The organism is uncultured Kriegella sp. (assembly GCF_963975415.1).
GTDB lineage: Bacteria > Bacteroidota > Bacteroidia > Flavobacteriales > Flavobacteriaceae > Kriegella.
Map to the genome: position 1 here is coordinate 324,810 of NZ_CAXBGN010000003.1, position 17,141 is coordinate 341,950.

At 39.3% G+C, this 17,141-nt stretch carries 16 protein-coding genes and 1 tRNA gene; 10 read left to right on the forward strand and 7 right to left on the reverse strand.

The genetic code is table 11. From position 1 onward, the window contains the following. Window positions 1-48 precede the first annotated feature (48 nt). Window positions 49-1,770, forward strand: coding sequence for a GMC family oxidoreductase (locus AACZ88_RS08080; RefSeq protein WP_339708740.1), 1,722 nt, complete (start codon window positions 49-51; stop codon window positions 1,768-1,770). A gap of 118 nt (window positions 1,771-1,888) precedes the next feature. On the opposite strand, the gene AACZ88_RS08085 is transcribed toward AACZ88_RS08080, so the two are convergent. Continuing rightward, window positions 1,889-2,266 (reverse strand): hypothetical protein, encoded by a 378-nt coding sequence (locus AACZ88_RS08085; RefSeq protein WP_339708742.1) that lies wholly within the window; start codon window positions 2,264-2,266, stop codon window positions 1,889-1,891. A 217-nt stretch (window positions 2,267-2,483) separates the two neighbouring features. After that, window positions 2,484-2,557: transfer RNA gene (locus AACZ88_RS08090), tRNA-Arg, on the reverse strand. 169 nt (window positions 2,558-2,726) lie between these two features. On the opposite strand from AACZ88_RS08090, the gene AACZ88_RS08095 reads away from it, so the two are divergent. Beyond that, window positions 2,727-3,239, forward strand: a complete 513-nt coding sequence (locus AACZ88_RS08095) for an adenine phosphoribosyltransferase (protein WP_339708744.1) — start codon at window positions 2,727-2,729, stop codon at window positions 3,237-3,239. Here the strand turns inward: AACZ88_RS08095 and AACZ88_RS08100 are convergent. From AACZ88_RS08100 to AACZ88_RS08110, 3 genes are all read right to left on the reverse strand, one after another. Next, a complete protein-coding gene (locus AACZ88_RS08100; protein ID WP_339708746.1) occupies window positions 3,236-3,388 on the reverse strand; it encodes an SsrA-binding protein in 153 nt (50 codons plus the stop codon). The genes AACZ88_RS08095 and AACZ88_RS08100 overlap by 4 nt on opposite strands. A gap of 536 nt (window positions 3,389-3,924) precedes the next feature. After that, window positions 3,925-6,294 carry a M56 family metallopeptidase gene (locus tag AACZ88_RS08105; RefSeq protein WP_339708748.1) on the reverse strand — a complete coding sequence of 790 codons (2,370 nt, stop codon included), beginning with the start codon at window positions 6,292-6,294 and terminating at the stop codon, window positions 3,925-3,927. Further along, entirely contained in the window at window positions 6,295-6,654 is a 360-nt protein-coding gene (locus AACZ88_RS08110; RefSeq protein ID WP_339708750.1) for a BlaI/MecI/CopY family transcriptional regulator, read from the reverse strand. 170 nt (window positions 6,655-6,824) lie between these two features. Here AACZ88_RS08110 and AACZ88_RS08115 point away from each other — a divergent pair, with 170 nt between their 5' ends. Then, window positions 6,825-7,763 carry a calcium/sodium antiporter gene (locus AACZ88_RS08115; protein WP_339708751.1) on the forward strand — a complete coding sequence of 313 codons (939 nt, stop codon included), beginning with the start codon at window positions 6,825-6,827 and terminating at the stop codon, window positions 7,761-7,763. Between the two features lie 73 nt (window positions 7,764-7,836). Here the strand turns inward: AACZ88_RS08115 and AACZ88_RS08120 are convergent, their stop codons facing one another. Continuing rightward, window positions 7,837-8,859, reverse strand: coding sequence for a glutamine synthetase beta-grasp domain-containing protein (locus AACZ88_RS08120; RefSeq protein WP_339708753.1), 1,023 nt, complete (start codon window positions 8,857-8,859; stop codon window positions 7,837-7,839). Window positions 8,860-9,063: 204 nt separating this feature from the next. Between AACZ88_RS08120 and AACZ88_RS08125 the strand changes: the two genes are divergently transcribed. The 7 genes from AACZ88_RS08125 to AACZ88_RS08155 all read left to right on the forward strand — a co-directional run bounded on the left by AACZ88_RS08125 (window position 9,064) and on the right by AACZ88_RS08155 (window position 16,223). Then, window positions 9,064-11,250, forward strand: coding sequence for a glutamine synthetase III (locus tag AACZ88_RS08125; RefSeq protein ID WP_339708755.1), 2,187 nt, complete (start codon window positions 9,064-9,066; stop codon window positions 11,248-11,250). A 190-nt stretch (window positions 11,251-11,440) separates the two neighbouring features. Continuing rightward, complete coding sequence (locus tag AACZ88_RS08130) at window positions 11,441-12,622, forward strand: AIR synthase related protein (protein ID WP_339708757.1); 1,182 nt, start codon at window positions 11,441-11,443, stop codon at window positions 12,620-12,622. 142 nt (window positions 12,623-12,764) lie between these two features. Further along, a complete protein-coding gene (locus AACZ88_RS08135; RefSeq protein ID WP_339708759.1) occupies window positions 12,765-13,205 on the forward strand; it encodes a Rieske 2Fe-2S domain-containing protein in 441 nt (146 codons plus the stop codon). A gap of 29 nt (window positions 13,206-13,234) precedes the next feature. Next, the gene (locus tag AACZ88_RS08140; protein ID WP_339708761.1) at window positions 13,235-13,669 is read left to right on the forward strand and encodes a thioredoxin family protein; all 435 of its coding nucleotides are present in this window, start codon (window positions 13,235-13,237) and stop codon (window positions 13,667-13,669) included. Next, window positions 13,666-14,661 (forward strand): FAD:protein FMN transferase, encoded by a 996-nt coding sequence (locus AACZ88_RS08145; RefSeq protein ID WP_339708763.1) that lies wholly within the window; start codon window positions 13,666-13,668, stop codon window positions 14,659-14,661. Before AACZ88_RS08140 ends, AACZ88_RS08145 begins: the two co-directional genes overlap by 4 nt. 53 nt (window positions 14,662-14,714) lie before the next feature. Next, window positions 14,715-14,897, forward strand: coding sequence for a DUF4266 domain-containing protein (locus tag AACZ88_RS08150; RefSeq protein WP_339709301.1), 183 nt, complete (start codon window positions 14,715-14,717; stop codon window positions 14,895-14,897). 42 nt (window positions 14,898-14,939) lie between these two features. Next, on the forward strand, window positions 14,940-16,223 hold the full coding sequence (locus AACZ88_RS08155) for a DUF3570 domain-containing protein (RefSeq protein WP_339708765.1): 1,284 nt from the start codon (window positions 14,940-14,942) through the stop codon (window positions 16,221-16,223). Here the strand turns inward: AACZ88_RS08155 and AACZ88_RS08160 are convergent. Further along, window positions 16,220-16,882: an ATP-binding cassette domain-containing protein gene (locus tag AACZ88_RS08160; RefSeq protein WP_339708767.1), complete on the reverse strand. Its 663-nt coding sequence runs from the start codon at window positions 16,880-16,882 to the stop codon at window positions 16,220-16,222. The genes AACZ88_RS08155 and AACZ88_RS08160 overlap by 4 nt on opposite strands. Window positions 16,883-17,141 lie beyond the last annotated feature (259 nt).

Below are 17,141 nucleotides of genomic sequence, written 5' to 3' on the forward strand. Positions count from 1 at the left end.
GTTTTTAGCCAAGGTGTTTTTAGGTTTTAATTTATAATAGTAAAGACTATGCAGATAAAGGAATCTTCCGAAGTGTATGATGTTATCATTGTGGGCTCGGGTGCGGGTGGTGGTATGGCGACCAAACAGCTGGCCGATGCGGGCTTAAATGTGGCAGTTGTTGAGGCGGGTCCATATTTTGACCCAAAAGACCCCAAGACCATGACCCAGTTAAAATGGCCTTATGAATCACCTCGAAGAGGAGCTAGAACAGATCGAGCCTTTGGTGAATTCGATATGGCCTATGGAGGTTGGGAGATTGAAGGTGAACCGTACACTCGTGAAGAGGGCACTGAATTTGACTGGTTCAGGTCGCATATGTTGGGTGGTCGTACCAATCACTGGGGTCGAATTTCATTGCGTTTTGGCCCTAAAGATTTTAAGGGTAAGGATAGGGATGGTCATGGCGAAAATTGGCCCATCGGTTACGATGACGTAAAACCGTATTACGATAAAGTTGATAAATTGATCGGGGTTTTTGGTACAAACGAAGGGCTGGAAGATGATCCCGACGGTTTTTTTCTTCCACCGCCAAAACCGAGGTTACATGAATTGTTTTATATCAAAGGGGCTCAAAAATCGGGTATTCCCGTAATTCCTGCCCGAAAGTCGATTTTGACAAAACGAATTAATAATGAAAGAGGAGTATGTTTTTATTGCAGGCAGTGCGGTCGCTCTTGTTCTATCTATGCCGATTTTTCATCCGGAAGTTGCTTGATTTTCCCCGCCCAGCAAAATGGGGGAAGGGTCAAGATTTTTGTGAACTCGGTGGTGCGTGAAGTAACTACAAACGAAGAGGGCAGGGCAACGGGAGTTTCCTATATCAGCAAAGATGATAGAAAAGAGTATAAATTGAAGGGGAAGGTGGTCATTCTTGCGGCCTCGGCCTGTAGTTCGGCGCGTATTCTATTAAACAGTAAAAGCAAGCAACACCCGAACGGTTTGGGTAATAGCAGCGACTTGGTGGGCAAATATCTACATGATTCTACGGGAGCTAGTAAAGCGGGATTCATCCCAGCACTGATGAACCGAAAGGTTTCCTATAACGAGGATGGCGTAAATGGTATGCACGTATATTCCCCATGGTGGGGCGATAATTCAAAATTGAACTTCCCCCGTGGCTACCATATTGAACTCGGAGGAGGTATGGGAATGCCCAATTATGGTTTTGCTATGAACCACAATGAATTCAATAAGTTTTTTGGCCTGAGGGTCGGTGGTTACGGAGATAGTATTCGGGAAGATGTGAAAAAGTACTATGGTTCGGTCATTGGTATGGCCGGTAGGGGAGAAGCCATAGCGCGTAAAGATAACTTTTGCGAAATCGACCCGACAACTGTCGACCAATTCGGTATTCCGGTATTGAAGTTCAATTACAAATGGTCTGATTTTGAAATCAACCAAGCAAAACACATGCAAGACACCTTTGAAGAGATTATACACAACATGGGTGGGGAGCCCATTAGTGAGACGCCCTCGAAAGAAAACCATTACGGCCTTGAGGCCCCGGGAAGGATTATTCACGAGGTCGGGACAACCCGAATGGGAGATGACCCCAAGAGTTCAGTGACCAATAGGTTTCAACAACTGCACGATGCAAACAACGTTTTTATTACCGATGCGGGCCCTTTTGTTTCTCAAGGGGATAAAAACTGCACATGGACAATCTTGGCACTTTCGTGGCGGGCCAGCGATTATATTATCGAACAATTAAAGCAACAAAATATCTAAGCCTTGTTATTGGGCAATTAACAATTTTAAATTTGTGTATTTATTATTCATGTTAAAAAAAAATTATTATGTTTTAATTATGTTTTTTTGTTTAAATGTAAAACATCAGATTTCATTTCTATCTATTTCCTCCTAAAAGTTCATCCAATTTCATCTCTATTCTGTCAAGTTGATCGGGTATGTCTAATATCCTTTTAATTTTGAATACATCCGTATCTGTTTGGATTGGGATGTTCAGTTTGTTCGCCTGAGATATAGTGCCGTGTTCGTCAAGTAATATCGGAAGTCTGCCGTGCACTAAGTAGTCATAGCTTACATTTGGATAAGATTTTACTATCCTGTTAATCATCCCCTGGCTGATACTTGCTTTTCCGTCTAACACATGATAAATCGATGCATGGCTTTTGTAGTTCAATTTTACAGATAGGGCGTTTGCCGTAAGTCCCAATGCTTCTAAAAGGTTTTGTAGTTTTTTCGAATCCTCTAATTTTTTCATTTCCTGAACTTAAATTATTGTTATGTTTTATAACACAAAAATATAATATTTATATTAATTGACAAATTATATCTATAAAATAAAAATATTTATTGTGTTTTTGTGTATCTGAGCTATTTTGTGAGGTATTAATATGATGTCGGGAAGATATTGGACAAATAACACGGTTTGAAATAAAAAAACCCCCTAAAACATAGCGTTTTAAGAGGTTTTGTTGTGATCCTGACAAGATTCGAACTTGTAACCTTCTGATTCGTAGTCAGATGCGCTATCCAGTTGCGCCACAGGACCAATATGTCATTTTTTTATTCTAAAATGGCGCTCCGATTCAAAATAAAATCCGACATTTCTTTTAACAGATATGCCAGCACCGAGAAATCATTTTAGCCCACTTTTTATATAACGGGGGTGCAAATATATTTCTTTTTAAATTTACGGCAAAATATACTTAGCTTATTAAATGGATTTGAAAAGCTTTATTCGCGATATTGAAGACTTTCCTCGAAAAGGAGTAGTTTTTAAAGATATTACCCCATTATTACTAGATGCTACGGCGATGCGCAAAGCATCGAACATGCTTTTCGAAATGATTGGTGAAACGAAAGTAGATAAGGTTATTGGAATGGAAAGCCGCGGTTTTTTCTTCGCTCCCTTACTTGCCGATAAGCTCAATGCAGGATTTGTACCTGTTCGGAAACCCGGAAAACTACCTTTTGAAAAAATAAGTCATTCATACGGACTGGAATATGGCACCGACATACTCGAAATTCACACCGACAGTATTTTAAAAGGAGAAAGAGTATTGGTTCACGACGATGTACTGGCTACCGGTGGTACCGCAGCGGCTGTATGTAAATTAGTAGAACAATTGGGGGGAGAAATCGTGCAGTTTAATTTTTTAATCGAATTAGCGTTTTTAAAGGGCAGGGAGAAGCTCCAGGGCCATACCGTAAAATCATTAATGAGGTACTAGTCTAAGGCACGGGTGGTTACAAAATAACGCCATGCTGTTAAGGCCAATTGAAATTTAGAAGCTTTGGCCAAATCCAAGTTCCTTTTTGAATATGAGGGAAGTAAGGCTTTGTTCACCTTGGCTAAAAATTTAAAAAATGCTTTTTTCATTGGTATAAAGATAGTTAGAAAGATAAAGCCCTGAGGGTATCCTCTGGGCTTTTAATTTATATAGGCCTATATATGATACTACTTATGCCAATAGTATGATCAGCGATAATAGCAGGGTCAACAAGAGTTTGGCAAGTGTCATCATAATTAATGTGTTGTTTTTAGGTTAATCCTCCGGTGAAGAGGAGTGAGCAACTATTGCTCGTTAATCGATTATTCAATCAATATATCAAATTAAATCAATCATCTCCAAATAATTGGGTCGAATTCAATACAAGTGAATACAGTATTGTAACTTAAAAAACGAAATCAATTTTAATATGAAATATGGTTCCTTACGTTAAGTTTCAATATAAAACATGAAAGTAGTTTTATGTTTTATATTGAAATATGTATAGGGTGATTTTTGAGTCTTTTTGAATTTGTAAGGCAGTTTTCATTATAAAAATCACCGAATTTGATTATTTCATTCGATAAAGGCATAAAATTGATTCAAAAAAAAAATCAGCTTTATCACATTTGAACCACGGGAAAATTTAATTTTTGGCTTTTTTGGTAGTAAGCACAATTACGCCATGTTTCGCTTTGTTGCCATATTTGGCTATGGCCGCCTTTCCATCTGCAACAGTCATCGCAGCTTTTATTTCGCCAACTTTTATTTTATCCAATTCCTTGAGTGAGGCTTCCTTATCATCTATAATGATAAGTGCTCGGTTTAGATTAATATTCGCAGCATCCGGATTGTCTTTTTGCATTTGACGAAAAAAATCTGAATAGGAAATTTTTTCAGAATTCGCTGGTGCTTTTCCAAAGCCAACCTTCCATTTATTTACTTTAGTCTCTATTTCGATTGCTCCATTTTTGGCTTTTTGGCCGTACTTTTCAATGGCTTTTTCTCCCTTTAAAACCCGGATTTCCTTTATATTAGTTGGTTCAAGTTTTTCAAATGTTGCCTTAGGGGCCTCCTTGCCATCGATAATATAAAGTGGTGGATTGTCACCTTTGTAAACGTTCGAACGAATAGTAACGCCATGGGGAAAGTCTCCAGAACGCTCCTTGTCGTAAGTGACTGGCTTATATTTACTATTTTTCGTATGTATCTCTATGGCACCATCTGCAGCTTTTTCGCCGTACATCGATAATGCCTGTGCGCTTTTCCAAACGTTCATACTTTCGATTTGGTTTGGGGATATAAGATTAAGTGCAGCGTACGTTATTTCCTTTCCATCTAAAATTATCAAAGGTCTTTTGTCTTGAACACCTAATTTTATACCAGAGGCGACTCCGGTGACAATGGGAAGTCCTGTGATAGAATCGTGAATGACTAGAGTAGATTGAAGGTTCTTAGACGTTTTTGTAATATCGTTTTGAAATGTTTTGCTATTGCTCTTTGTAGTGTTAAGGCCATACCTTAATACCGCCAGTTTGTTACTCCAAGCGTTGTTCATGCTTTTGACATGGTCAGGGGCTGCATAATTAAGCGTAGGGCCAAGTGCTTTCATTCCATATCGAACTTCTAAAGGTTCCTTCCCTGGGACTTTCAGTGTATAGCCAGTAGTCTTTCCCGTAACCGAATCTTTATGAAGCGTTTGGGAAATTTCATCCGTTTTGGCACTTGGTTTTATATCGGAAGCAACACCTGTGACAATAGGCTTGCCTGATATCGAATCGGGAATAATCGGCGTAGAACGTGTTTCACCGCTTTCATTTCGTGCCTCCTCCATTCTTTTTTTAAATTTTTCGAAAGATTCTCGGTTGTCTCCCAGATAAACTCCCCCTTCATGGAGCGTGCCGAAATAACATCTTACGAAAGGTGAATCACTTTTAAAGTGTCCGGTTCCATTATTTTTTATTTCAAGTTGAAGATCGGTTATTTCTCCGCTTGCATTCCTTTTTAAGGTGTACGTGAATTGGCCTCCTTTTTGTTCTATGGCCGATTTAATTTCAATTATCTCGGCATCCGAAGTATTTTTTCCGATGGAATAATTCTCAGCTCTTGGTATTTCAATAGGATGCTGTTCTGAAACCCTAACTTGGGCAATCGTATCGGTTTGAAAGACCATGATAAAGATTGCCAGTAGCGGAAGCATTAAGCCGTATTTCCATGCCTTTTTTCGATTCGACTTTTCTTTTTTCAACATGACAATTCGTTTTTTGATTGATGAGATCGATGAATTAAAAAATGGATTTACAAGAGAAAAAAGATGATTGCCCACTTGAGATTTTAGCAATACATATTGGTAACCCTTTTTCGTGATTTCGGTTTGCTGTGCTTGCGCATCAGCTAGATATTCTAAATTTTGTTGTACCACCGACCGATACCACCAAGCTAATGGATTGAACCATTGAAAAATTACAAGAAGATTGGCCAGTAATACATCGATGGAATGAAATTGTCGCACATGGCACTTTTCATGAGCCAAAATGGCCGGCAGTGAAGCTGCTTCTATGTTATTCGGATTGTAAATGATGCGATTAAAAAAAGAACAGGGGGAAACGTCGACCTCCGTCTCTACTATTTTTATAGTGCCTTTTTTAGACGTACGGCCTTTTGATACCAAGTTGGCAATCGAAAACGATTGTACCATTAAACGGAGGAGCATGATGCCCAACCCAATAACATATATAATTAAAAGAAACTTTGTATAATTAAAGGATTCTTCGACCATAGTGTACGGCATGGGGATATCTCCTGTAATCGGAATATTATTTTGGGGTACAACGTCGATCCATATGGTGCGCACGATATTCATATAGGGTAGACAGACCGATAGTAGAATACCGAATAGCAAGAATATGCGATTGGCGCTAAAAAAAGTCTCTTGTTGGAGCAAGAGTTTATAGCAGCCCAAGAAAAGCGCTAATATCCCTACCGACTTTAAAAGGTATATTAAGAAGACTTCCATTTAATCGTTCTTTTCAATGAGTGCAATAATTTCTTTAAGTTCGGCGACTGATATTTTCTCTTCCTTGGCAAAAAAGGAAACCAAATTTTTGTAAGAGTTGTCGTAAAAATCGCTAATGGTCGAATCGATAAACTTTTTTCTGTAAGCGTCTTTTGATATCAGTGGATAATATTGGTGTGTATTTCCAAAGGCTTCATGGCCAACGTACTTTTTATCTTCAAGGTTGCGTACAATGGTAGAAAGCGTATTATAATGTGGTTTGTCACCTTTTAATTCGGCCTTAATTTCTTTTACAAAGGCTTTTTTCAATCGCCAGAGTATTTTCATTATTTCCTCTTCTTTGTTGGTGAGTTTTTGCATGGTACTTCTGTTTGAAGTCAAAACTATTACTATTTTTTTAGTTAAACAACTATTTTTATAGTTATTAAACGGTATTAGTAGTTGAATTGTGCCATGGCTTCGCAATTGTGATAGCCAATATGTTTAAATCTTAGTTTATATTTGTCATCAATCTTTCGATATCCCCATCCATGCAAAATCTTCTTTTCATCGTTTTAGGTCTGAGTTTATTGATAGCAGGGGGAAATTGGTTGCTTAAGGCCGCAGTTGGCTTGTCTTTGCGACTCAATATCCCAAAAATTGTTATCGGAATGACCGTTGTGTCTTTTGCAACATCGGCTCCTGAACTTATCGTTAGTATTCAGGCCGCTTTAGATGGTTTTCCTGATTTGGCCTTAGGAAATGTGGTAGGGTCCAATATTGCCAATTTAGGCTTGGTTCTGGCGGTCACGGTACTTTTGGGAAGTATCGATGTTCGCAAAAGTTTTTATACAACCGATTGGCCGGCGATGATGGTGGCTTCTTTTTTATTTTTCGGTTTTATTTATTTTGATGGTGAACTTCAACAATATGAAGGGGTAATAATGGTAATTGCTCTCTTTCTGTTCTTGGTCTATCTTTTGCGCTTTCAAAAGCAGGCCGTTGTTGATGAGGCACCGGAAGACGATGTGCTTTTGCCCTTGTATAAAACGGTTTTGTTTTTGGGTATTGGCGGTACTTCCCTTTGGGGAGGGTCGGAGTTGCTTATTAATGGTGCAGTAGGTATGGCAACCATTTACGGGGTCAGTGAGCGTGTAATAGGGATAACCGTAGTTTCTATAGGTACGAGTATTCCTGAATTGGCAGCTTCAGTGATTGCGGTAATTAAGAAGGAGAAAGCAATTTCTCTGGGTAATCTTATCGGATCGAATATTTTTAACCTTCTAGCGGTCTTGGGGATAACTTCCATAATAACGCCCGTTCGCGTTATGGATGAGGGACTTTTGAGTAGTGATATTTTTTGGATGTTGGGCATTTCCTTCTTGGTCCTCCCATTGGTATTCATTCCGAAAGGGTTGCGGTTAGGGTGGCGCGATGGTATTGTTCTTTTGGTGGTTTACGCCACATTCATCTATCTAACAATTTCTTAGGAAAAAAAATCGCCGTTGACGAAGTCAACGGCGATAGGCTAAATGTATAAATCAACAATTAATTCGTAGCTGCTTAAACCTCTGCAGATTTAACGGTCTTGATAATTCTACCGGCAATTTTGTATGGATCGGCGTTAGAAGCTGGTCTACGATCTTCCAACCAACCTTTCCAGCCTTTTTCTACTGTGATAATAGGGATGCGGATAGAAGCTCCTCTGTCAGAGACACCATAACTAAAGTCATTTATAGATGCAGTCTCGTGTAAACCTGTTAAACGCTGGTCGTTAAACTCGCCATATACTGCGATATGCTCTTTAACGACAGGTCGGAAAGCTTCACATATTTTTTCATAAACTTCTTTGGAACCACAAGTTCTTAAAGTCGTATTTGAAAAATTGGCGTGCATACCAGAACCGTTCCAGTCCATATCTTTTCCAAGTGGTTTTGGATGATATTCGATATAGTAACCATATTTTTCAGTAAGTCTGTCTAGTAAATATCGAGCTACCCATAATTCGTCACCAGCTAATTTTGCTCCTTTTGCAAACAATTGAAACTCCCACTGTCCGCATGCAACTTCTTGGTTTATTCCTTCGAAGTTAAGACCGGCCTCAATACAAAGATCGGCATGCTCTTCTACCAACTCTCTTCCGTGGGTGTTTTTTCCGCCTACTGAGCAGTAATACATTCCCTGTGGTGCAGGGTAACCTCCAACAGGAAACCCTAACGGTAACTGTGTATGGTTGTCCATAATAAAGTATTCTTGTTCAAAACCGAACCAGAAATCATTGTCATCGTCATCAATAGTAGCTCTTCCATTAGATGCATGTGGTGTTCCATCGGCATTCATAACTTCAGTCATTACCAACCATCCGTTCGTGCGTTCGGGATCAGGGAAAATGGCTACAGGAACCAATAAGCAATCTGAGGAACCGCCCTCAGCCTGTTGAGTTGAAGAACCGTCAAAAGACCAATTTCCAAGTTCTTCAAGGGTGCCCTTAAAGTCTTCATGCTCTTCTACTTTGGTTTTGCTTCTCAAATTCTGTGTTGGAAAGTAACCATCCAACCAAATGTATTCTAATTTAATTTTGCTCATAACTTTCAAAATTTTTAAGATTTTCTAAAATGGCGTAACAAAAATAACTTTTCTGAGGTAGGAGCTATTATTTTAAGGGATAAATCTCAAAAAATTCTATTTTATGGTGGTATCCCCCTATTTTTTTGAGGGTTATATAAATAGAACATTGTTTTTTTATAAAATACATAATCAGTATTTTTGCCGCTTTAAATTATAAAGACTATGCCCAAGTTACGATTTAGCGCTATTTCGGAGAGTTTGAAAAGGCCGAGAATAACAATTGAAGAGACGGGAAGACGATCAGATATTTTTGCTCAAAATGTTTTCAACGAAGAGCGTATGTTGCAATATTTGACGAAAGACGCACTGGAAAGTGTAAAGGGTGCTGTTTTTTCAAGCTCTAAAATCGATAGAAAAATAGCTGATCAAGTAGCCGAGGCCATGAAAGGTTGGGCGATATCAAAGGGAGCCACTCACTACACCCATTGGTTTCAACCTTTGACAGGGTCTACAGCTGAAAAGCATGATGCCTTCTTTGACCTTTTGCCTGATGGTCGAGCCCTCGAAAAATTTGGCGGCGGTCAATTGGTACAGCAAGAACCCGATGCTTCGAGTTTTCCTAGCGGTGGAATACGCAATACTTTTGAGGCGAGGGGCTATACGGCTTGGGACCCTACTTCTCCTGCTTTTATCTATGGTACGACACTTTGTATACCTACCATTTTTGTTTCATACACGGGAGAGGCCCTTGATAATAAAGCGCCCTTGCTTCGTGCGCTGAATGCTGTAGACGAGGCAGCGACCGCTGTGGCGAAATATTTTGATAAAAATGTCTCCAAGGTAAATGCAACCTTGGGTTGGGAGCAGGAGTATTTTTTGATCGACAAGGCTTTAGCGCATTCCCGCCCCGATATTCTTATGACGGGAAGAACGTTGGTCGGTCATTCCGCTGCAAAAGGGCAACAGCTCGATGATCACTACTTTGGTGTCATTCCTCAGCGGGCTTTGAGTTTTATGAGTGACCTGGAACAACAATGTACCAAATTGGGTATTCCGGTAAAGACCCGTCATAATGAGGTAGCGCCTAATCAGTTTGAATTGGCTCCTGTTTTTGAGGAAGCCAACTTGGCCGTAGACCATAATTTGTTGCTTATGGATGTTATGGAGAAAATTGCGGATAAGCATGATTTCAAAGTACTTTTTCATGAGAAACCGTTTGCGGGTATCAATGGTTCGGGAAAACACAATAATTGGTCATTGGCCACCGATACGGGAGTGAACCTATTGAGTCCTGGTACGACACCCATGAAAAATTTGCAGTTCCTTACTTTTTTTGTGAACTCCATCAAGGCGGTAGACACTTATGAAGAATTACTACGGTCATCGATAGCTTCGGCAAGCAATGATCATAGACTTGGAGCCAATGAAGCCCCTCCGGCAATTATTTCAATTTTTGTTGGAACGCAGTTGGGTAGTGTGCTCGATGAATTGGAAGGGGTATCTCAAGGAAAGCTATCCCCTGAAGAAAAAACCGAGTTGAAACTCAATGTCGTGGGTAAAATTCCGGAGATTTTACTCGATAATACTGATCGTAACCGAACATCGCCTTTTGCTTTTACCGGAAATAAATTTGAGATTCGCGGGGTAGGTTCAAAGGCAAATTGTGCAAAGCCGATGACTGTAATGAATACAATCGTCGCCAAACAATTAATAGCTTTCAAAAAGGAGGTCGATATGCTGATCGACAAGAAAAATCTAAAGAAAGATGAGGCGATATTCAATGTGCTGCGCGAATACATAAAAACATCGAAAAGAATTCGTTTCGATGGAGATGGTTATAGTGTTGATTGGGAAAAGGAAGCTAAGAAACGAAAACTTAGTAATAACATATCTACACCGCGGGCATTGCAAATAATGACTTCGACCGAAAGTTTAGAGTTGTTCAAGTCGATGAACGTGATGAGTGAGGTAGAGGTAAGGGCACGGCTAGAAGTAGAATTGGAAGCCTATATTTTACACATTCAGATTGAAGGCAGGGTTTTCAGCGAATTGGTCTATGGGTATATCATACCTTCGGCGGTTGAATACCAGAACCTTTTGATTAAAAATGTTATGGGTCTAAAAGAGGTTTACGGGGCGGCCCATAAAAAATTGTCTTATGGCCAATTGACCATAATCGAAGAAATTGCTGAACATATATCGACACTGAAACAAAAGACCGACGCAATGACCGACGCTAGAAAAAAAGCCAACACCATTGCTGATACGAATAAAAAAGCTTCGGCTTACTGTGACAACGTGAAACCTTATTTTGAGGATATGAGGTATCATTGCGATAAGTTGGAGAGACTTGTGGCCGACAGTGCTTGGCCTTTGACAAAGTATCAGGAATTATTGTTTATTAAATAAAATATTCGACAATACTTTTTTCAGCTGCTGAAAGGTAAACTTTATGCCAAGCCAAAGGAGTGAATATCTGAGGTCAAAACGGACTGTTTGATGTGCGATTAAGGAATTGTGATGGCCGAAGATGAATTAAAGGCTTTAAAATGCTAACTTTTTTTATTGAATCTTCTATTTTTGCCCAAAATAACAAAAGATGAGTACGTCAGCAAGCAAAAGATATGATCAAAGGGGGGTTTCGGCCTCAAAAGAAGACGTACACAATGCTATAAAAAATATAGACAAAGGGCTTTTTCCTAAAGCATTTTGTAAAATAGTGCCTGATTACCTGACTAATGATAGTGATTATTGTTTGGTAATGCATGCCGATGGTGCTGGAACAAAATCTTCTTTAGCTTATATGTATTGGAAGGAAACCGGTGATATTTCGGTTTGGAAAGGGGTGGCCCAAGACGCCTTGATCATGAATATTGATGATTTGATTTGTGTGGGCGCTACTGATAATATCATGCTCTCCTCGACGATTGGAAGAAATAAAAATTTGATTCCTGCAGAAGTTATTTCGGCCATTATCAATGGAACCGAAGAGTTGATTTCAGATTTGCACGGCCATGGCATAACGATTCATTCCACGGGGGGCGAAACAGCTGATGTTGGTGATTTGGTGCGAACGATTATTGTAGATTCTACGGTAACTGCGAGAATGAAGCGTTCCGATGTGATTGATAATTCCAATATAAAGGCAGGTGATGTTATAGTGGGCTTAGCCTCTTTTGGTCAGGCCACTTATGAAAGGGAATATAATGGAGGTATGGGCAGTAATGGGTTGACTTCCGCGCGACACGACGTTTTTTCAAAGTATCTAGCCACTAAATACCCCGAGAGTTTTGATGCATCCGTACCATCGGAATTAGTGTATTCAGGTAAAATGAAATTGACCGATACTGTTGCTGATTCTCCCTTAGATGCCGGTAAATTGGTACTTTCACCTACACGTACCTATGCGCCGATCGTGAAGAGAATTCTTGGAAAATATTCCTCTGAAAATGTGCATGGTATGGTGCATTGCAGTGGAGGGGCCCAAACCAAGATTTTGCATTTTATTGACCAGCTTCATATTGTAAAAGATAATTTATTTGCTGTTCCCCCCTTGTTCAGATTGATACAAGAACAGTCAGGTACCGATTGGAAGGAGATGTACCAAGTTTTTAATTGTGGCCATCGACTTGAGCTCTATGTTGATCCGTCGATCGCTGCTGATCTGATTCAAATTTCACAAGATTTTGGGGTGGCAGCCCAAATTATTGGTAGGGTCGAAGAAAGCCCTGTTAAAAAACTTACAATCAACAGTACCGAAGGAGTTTTTAACTATACTTAGAAACTGATATGACAAGCCGGTGAACCCACCGCGTTTCTCTTATAACGGTTAGGGTGTTCACTTCATTTAATGGGGTAAATTATACGGTACTTTTTTTATACGAATACGTTGATTCCTGCGTTTTTATACTATAAAGAATGAAATGGAACGAAAGGAATTTCTCAGAAGTTTAGGGGCAGGGGCTGCTTTCGCCTTGACATTTCCCTGTTTACAAGGGTGTTCTAAAGATGAAACTACCGGCGAGATTAAACCGGTGCCCGCAAATATCGATTTTACTATTGATTTGAATTCCACGGAAGGTTCCAAATTGGTCGATAATGGTGATTTTATTTTGAAGAATGATGTTGTTGTAGCCAAAAATCTAGAAGGAGAGTTCATTGCTGCAAGCCAAATATGTAGTCACGAGGCCTATGATCAGGTTCGATTTGTTGCCATTGATGGGGGTATTTTTCATTGTGAAGTTCATGGTTCTCGTTTTAGTCAGACAGGAGACCCTTTAAATCAAGTAGATAGTGCGGCGGCGAAACCATTGAAAATTTTTAATGTGGCCGTAACAGATAATATACTTCGTGTTTTTGAATAACGGGCACTGATTTTGCTATTTTAGATTTCATGAATTACCGCATATTGTTACTATTTCTTTTTTATTCCATTATGGCCTCGGGTCAAGAATGGCAAAAAGACTATAAAGTGGCACTTGAACAAGCCAAAAATCAGCACAAGCCTTTGCTTTTAGTTTTTTCAGGGTCGGATTGGTGCGCTCCCTGTATTAAACTTGATAGGGAAATATGGCGTTCCGAAAACTTTCGAGCGTATTCAAAAAACAATTACATATTGTATAAGGCAGATTTTCCGAGAAAAAAAGCCAACAGACTGGGTTCTGAACTAACCCGTCAGAACAACAAACTAGCGGCTACCTTTAATTCAAAAGGTTACTTTCCTTTAGTTGTTATTTTAAATGAAAAAGAAAAGGTCTTGGGGGAGACAGGGTATCGAAAACTTTCTCCGGATCAGTATATATCACTATTAAACTCATTCCTAAAATGAGAGTTACCATTATTTTGATCATTGGTTTTTTAACTATTTCCTTACAGTCGCAGGACAAAAAACTTGTGACAGTTCACAAGTCGATGGAGTTGATGGGAAGCCGTTTTGATATAACTGTAGTTACCGATAATGAAGAGGTTGGGTATATCAACATCGCCGAGGCGGAGGCCGAAATTTCTAGAATTGAGAAACTGATATCTGCTTGGGATCCAAACTCTGAAACTTCTTTAATAAACAATAACGCGGGAATAAAGCCAGTAAAGGTCAGTCAAGAACTTTTTATGTTGATAGAAAGGGCTGTGAAAATTTCTGAAATAACCGAAGGGGCATTTGACATTTCTTATTCTTCCCTAGACGAAGTCTGGAAATTCGACGGCAGTATGAAAGAGAAGCCGACTGAAGAACAAATGCAAAACTCCGTGGCCAAAATTGGGTATGAGAAAATTATTTTGAATGCAGAAGAAACAACCGTTTTTCTAAAGCAAAAGGGAATGAAAATTTCATTTGGGGCCATCGGTAAGGGCTATGCTGCCGATAAAGCCAAAGAACTTATGGTTTCTAAGCAAGTTGAAGCCGGTATTATAAATGCGGGGGGTGACCTTACGACTTGGGGAACCAAGGCTACAGGCGAAAAATGGTTAATTGGTATTGCCAACCCTTTGAGTGAAGAAAAGATTTTTTCTTGGCTGCCAATTGTAGAATCTTCCGTCGCTACTTCGGGCAACTATGAGAAGTTTGTCTTGTTCGATGGTAAGAAATATACCCATATCATCGATCCCAGAACAGGTTGGCCTGCTTCAGGGATAAACAGTGTCTCTATTTTTGCTGTAAGTGCCGAATTTTGCGATGCATTGGCTACCGCTGTTTTTATTATGGGCAAAGAAGCTGGACTTTTTTTGATAGACCAGCTTGCTGGCATCGAAGCTATATTGGTAGATGACAATAATAAGATACATAAAAGTAAGGGTATTCATTTCGAAAGTAATGAGTAACTTTAATGCGACTTAGACTCATAAACGTGAAAAAATTGGGCTTTCTTTTTTGTATGCTTATTCTTTCCTCGTCTTGCGTGGTGGTTAAGGAATATGAAAAAGTATATGTCAATGACACCGAGATGCAATTATCGGCAAAGGGAGAGGAGCGTTTTGAGACCAATTTTCAAATTTATCGTGAGGCGGCATCGGGTGCAAACGGCGGAAGATCTGGTGGCGGATGTGGGTGTAACTAGTTTGGCGTGCGTTTAAAAAAGAACAACAACCAATTTTTCCTTTTGAAAAAAACCACTTTTCTTTTTATAGTACTAATAGGTTTCTGGGGCTTTGCTCAAGAGAAAGATACTTCTTCGTATAAAAAAAGAGTTTTAGAGTCCAGCGAAGTAGATTTGTTGTTCAGTTACTATGGTCAAGAAGGTGACCATGCCGCAGTATCAGGTGGTGAAGGTACTGAAAGATTGACTGATGCGGCTTCAAGTATTGTTGTTCGACTTCCTTTGAACCCTAATGATGTATTAACAGTTGATGTGGGAATTTCTGCTTATACATCGGCATCTTCCAGCAACGTAAACCCCTTAGACGGCGACCAAACCCAAGATGTAAGTCCGTTTAGTGCTTCTTCGGGCGCTTCACGTAGTGATCAGCTTATTCATTTTAATCCGTCGTTCGAACATAGTTCACCAGACAGAAACAAAATTTGGAATGCTAATGCATATATCGCATCTGAATACGATTATTTCTCACTCGGAGTAGGTGGGGGGTATACGTATGCGTTCAATGAAAAGAATACCGAATTGTCGCTGAGCGGCAAATTGTATTTTGACAAATGGAATCCTCAATACCCTATTGAATTGAGAGCAGGATTTTTTGACAATCGTATCTCGGGCAGCGGAAATTATATGCCATCATTTACCACTTTCGATAAAGAAAATCGTAACTCTTATTCCCTCTCTTTGGCTATTTCCCAAATTCTAAGTGCAAAACTTCAAGGTTCTATTTTTATGGATGTAGTTTTGCAAAACGGACTATTAAGTACACCTTTCCAACGTGTTTATTTTAGCGATATGGATGATTTTTTTATTGATGATTTTCAATTGGCGGATGATGTAGAGCGTTTACCCGATTCACGTTTTAAAATTCCTGTTGGTGCCAGACTGAATTATTATTTGAACGATGTTGTGGTGCTTCGAAGCTACTATCGGTTTTATACAGACGATTGGGGTGTCAGTGCATATACTGCGAGTCTAGAGGTACCTGTAAAGTTGGGAGATTCATTTACCTTTTATCCAGCCTATCGATTTTACGGTCAGACCAAGGCCGATTATTTTTATGGGAAAGAGGAGGCTCTTTCGACCCATGACTTCTATAGTTCCGATTATGACCTTTCAAAATATACGGCGCACCAGTATGGTGTTGGTGTTCAGTACAAAGATATTTTTACGAAAACCAGATTATTCATGTTTGGGCTAAAAGCTCTACAGCTTCGTTTGAGCAAATACGATAGAAGTGATGGACTAGGTGCTTTCATCATGACCTTAGGAACTACTTTTGTGGCCGATTAATTGTTGGAGTCTAGGTTTATATACCCTTCTTCTTTCAAATCTTGCTTTGATTTTATTTCTTTGGAGTATCCGTTTTTCAAAAAGTATATGCAATCACTGATCTCTAAAATATCACGATAAAAATGGTCTGTAATGATGATGACGCTGTTCTTCTTCCTTTCTTGAATGAGGGCCTTAAATTTTTCAATGTAAATGGGGGCAATATATGAAAAGGGTTCATCGAGCAAGATGATTTTTTTATTGGATGACAGTATGAGATAGGTTTCGACAATACGAAGTTCGCCTGAAGAAAGGGCGTCAGGATATATATTGGTGTAATTTTTAAAAGCGTCAAAAAGGGTCGAGAATTCCACCCAGTTTGCATCAAAAAGCTGAAATACCGACTTCAATTTTATGGTGTCGGGCAGCAGTCTATGTTGTGGTAAATAGGCAATATCGTGGCTGAGGTAGAGATTTTTTTTCTGGTATTTCCCGTCTTTTCGAATGTTTTTGTATTTGGGGTTGAGGTTTCCGAAAATAATACGAAGTAAACTGGTTTTTCCGCAGCCGTTCCTTCCCAGAATACCGGTCACTTTTCCTTTTTCCGCTTTAATATAGATTCCCCTAAGAATTTTCTTGTTGTCAAAACTGAGTTCCAAGTTGTCGACTTCCAGTATCAAACTAATCCGTTTATTAAAAAAATTACCGTACTAGAAAGTACGTCTATTAGAAAGAAAACAATAAAAAGCCGCAATTTTGAGACGCCGAAATTCATGTAAAATACCAGTGTTTGTGCTAAACTCGTTTCGCAATAGACAAAGAACAAGAGTGTGGTCAAAGCCAGTTTGCAAAAGAGCAGTAGTACGAACGGTATCTTGAAAAAGACTAGTAATATGGTGATAAATAGGCTGGCCCAGAGATACTTTTTATAAAAGTTGT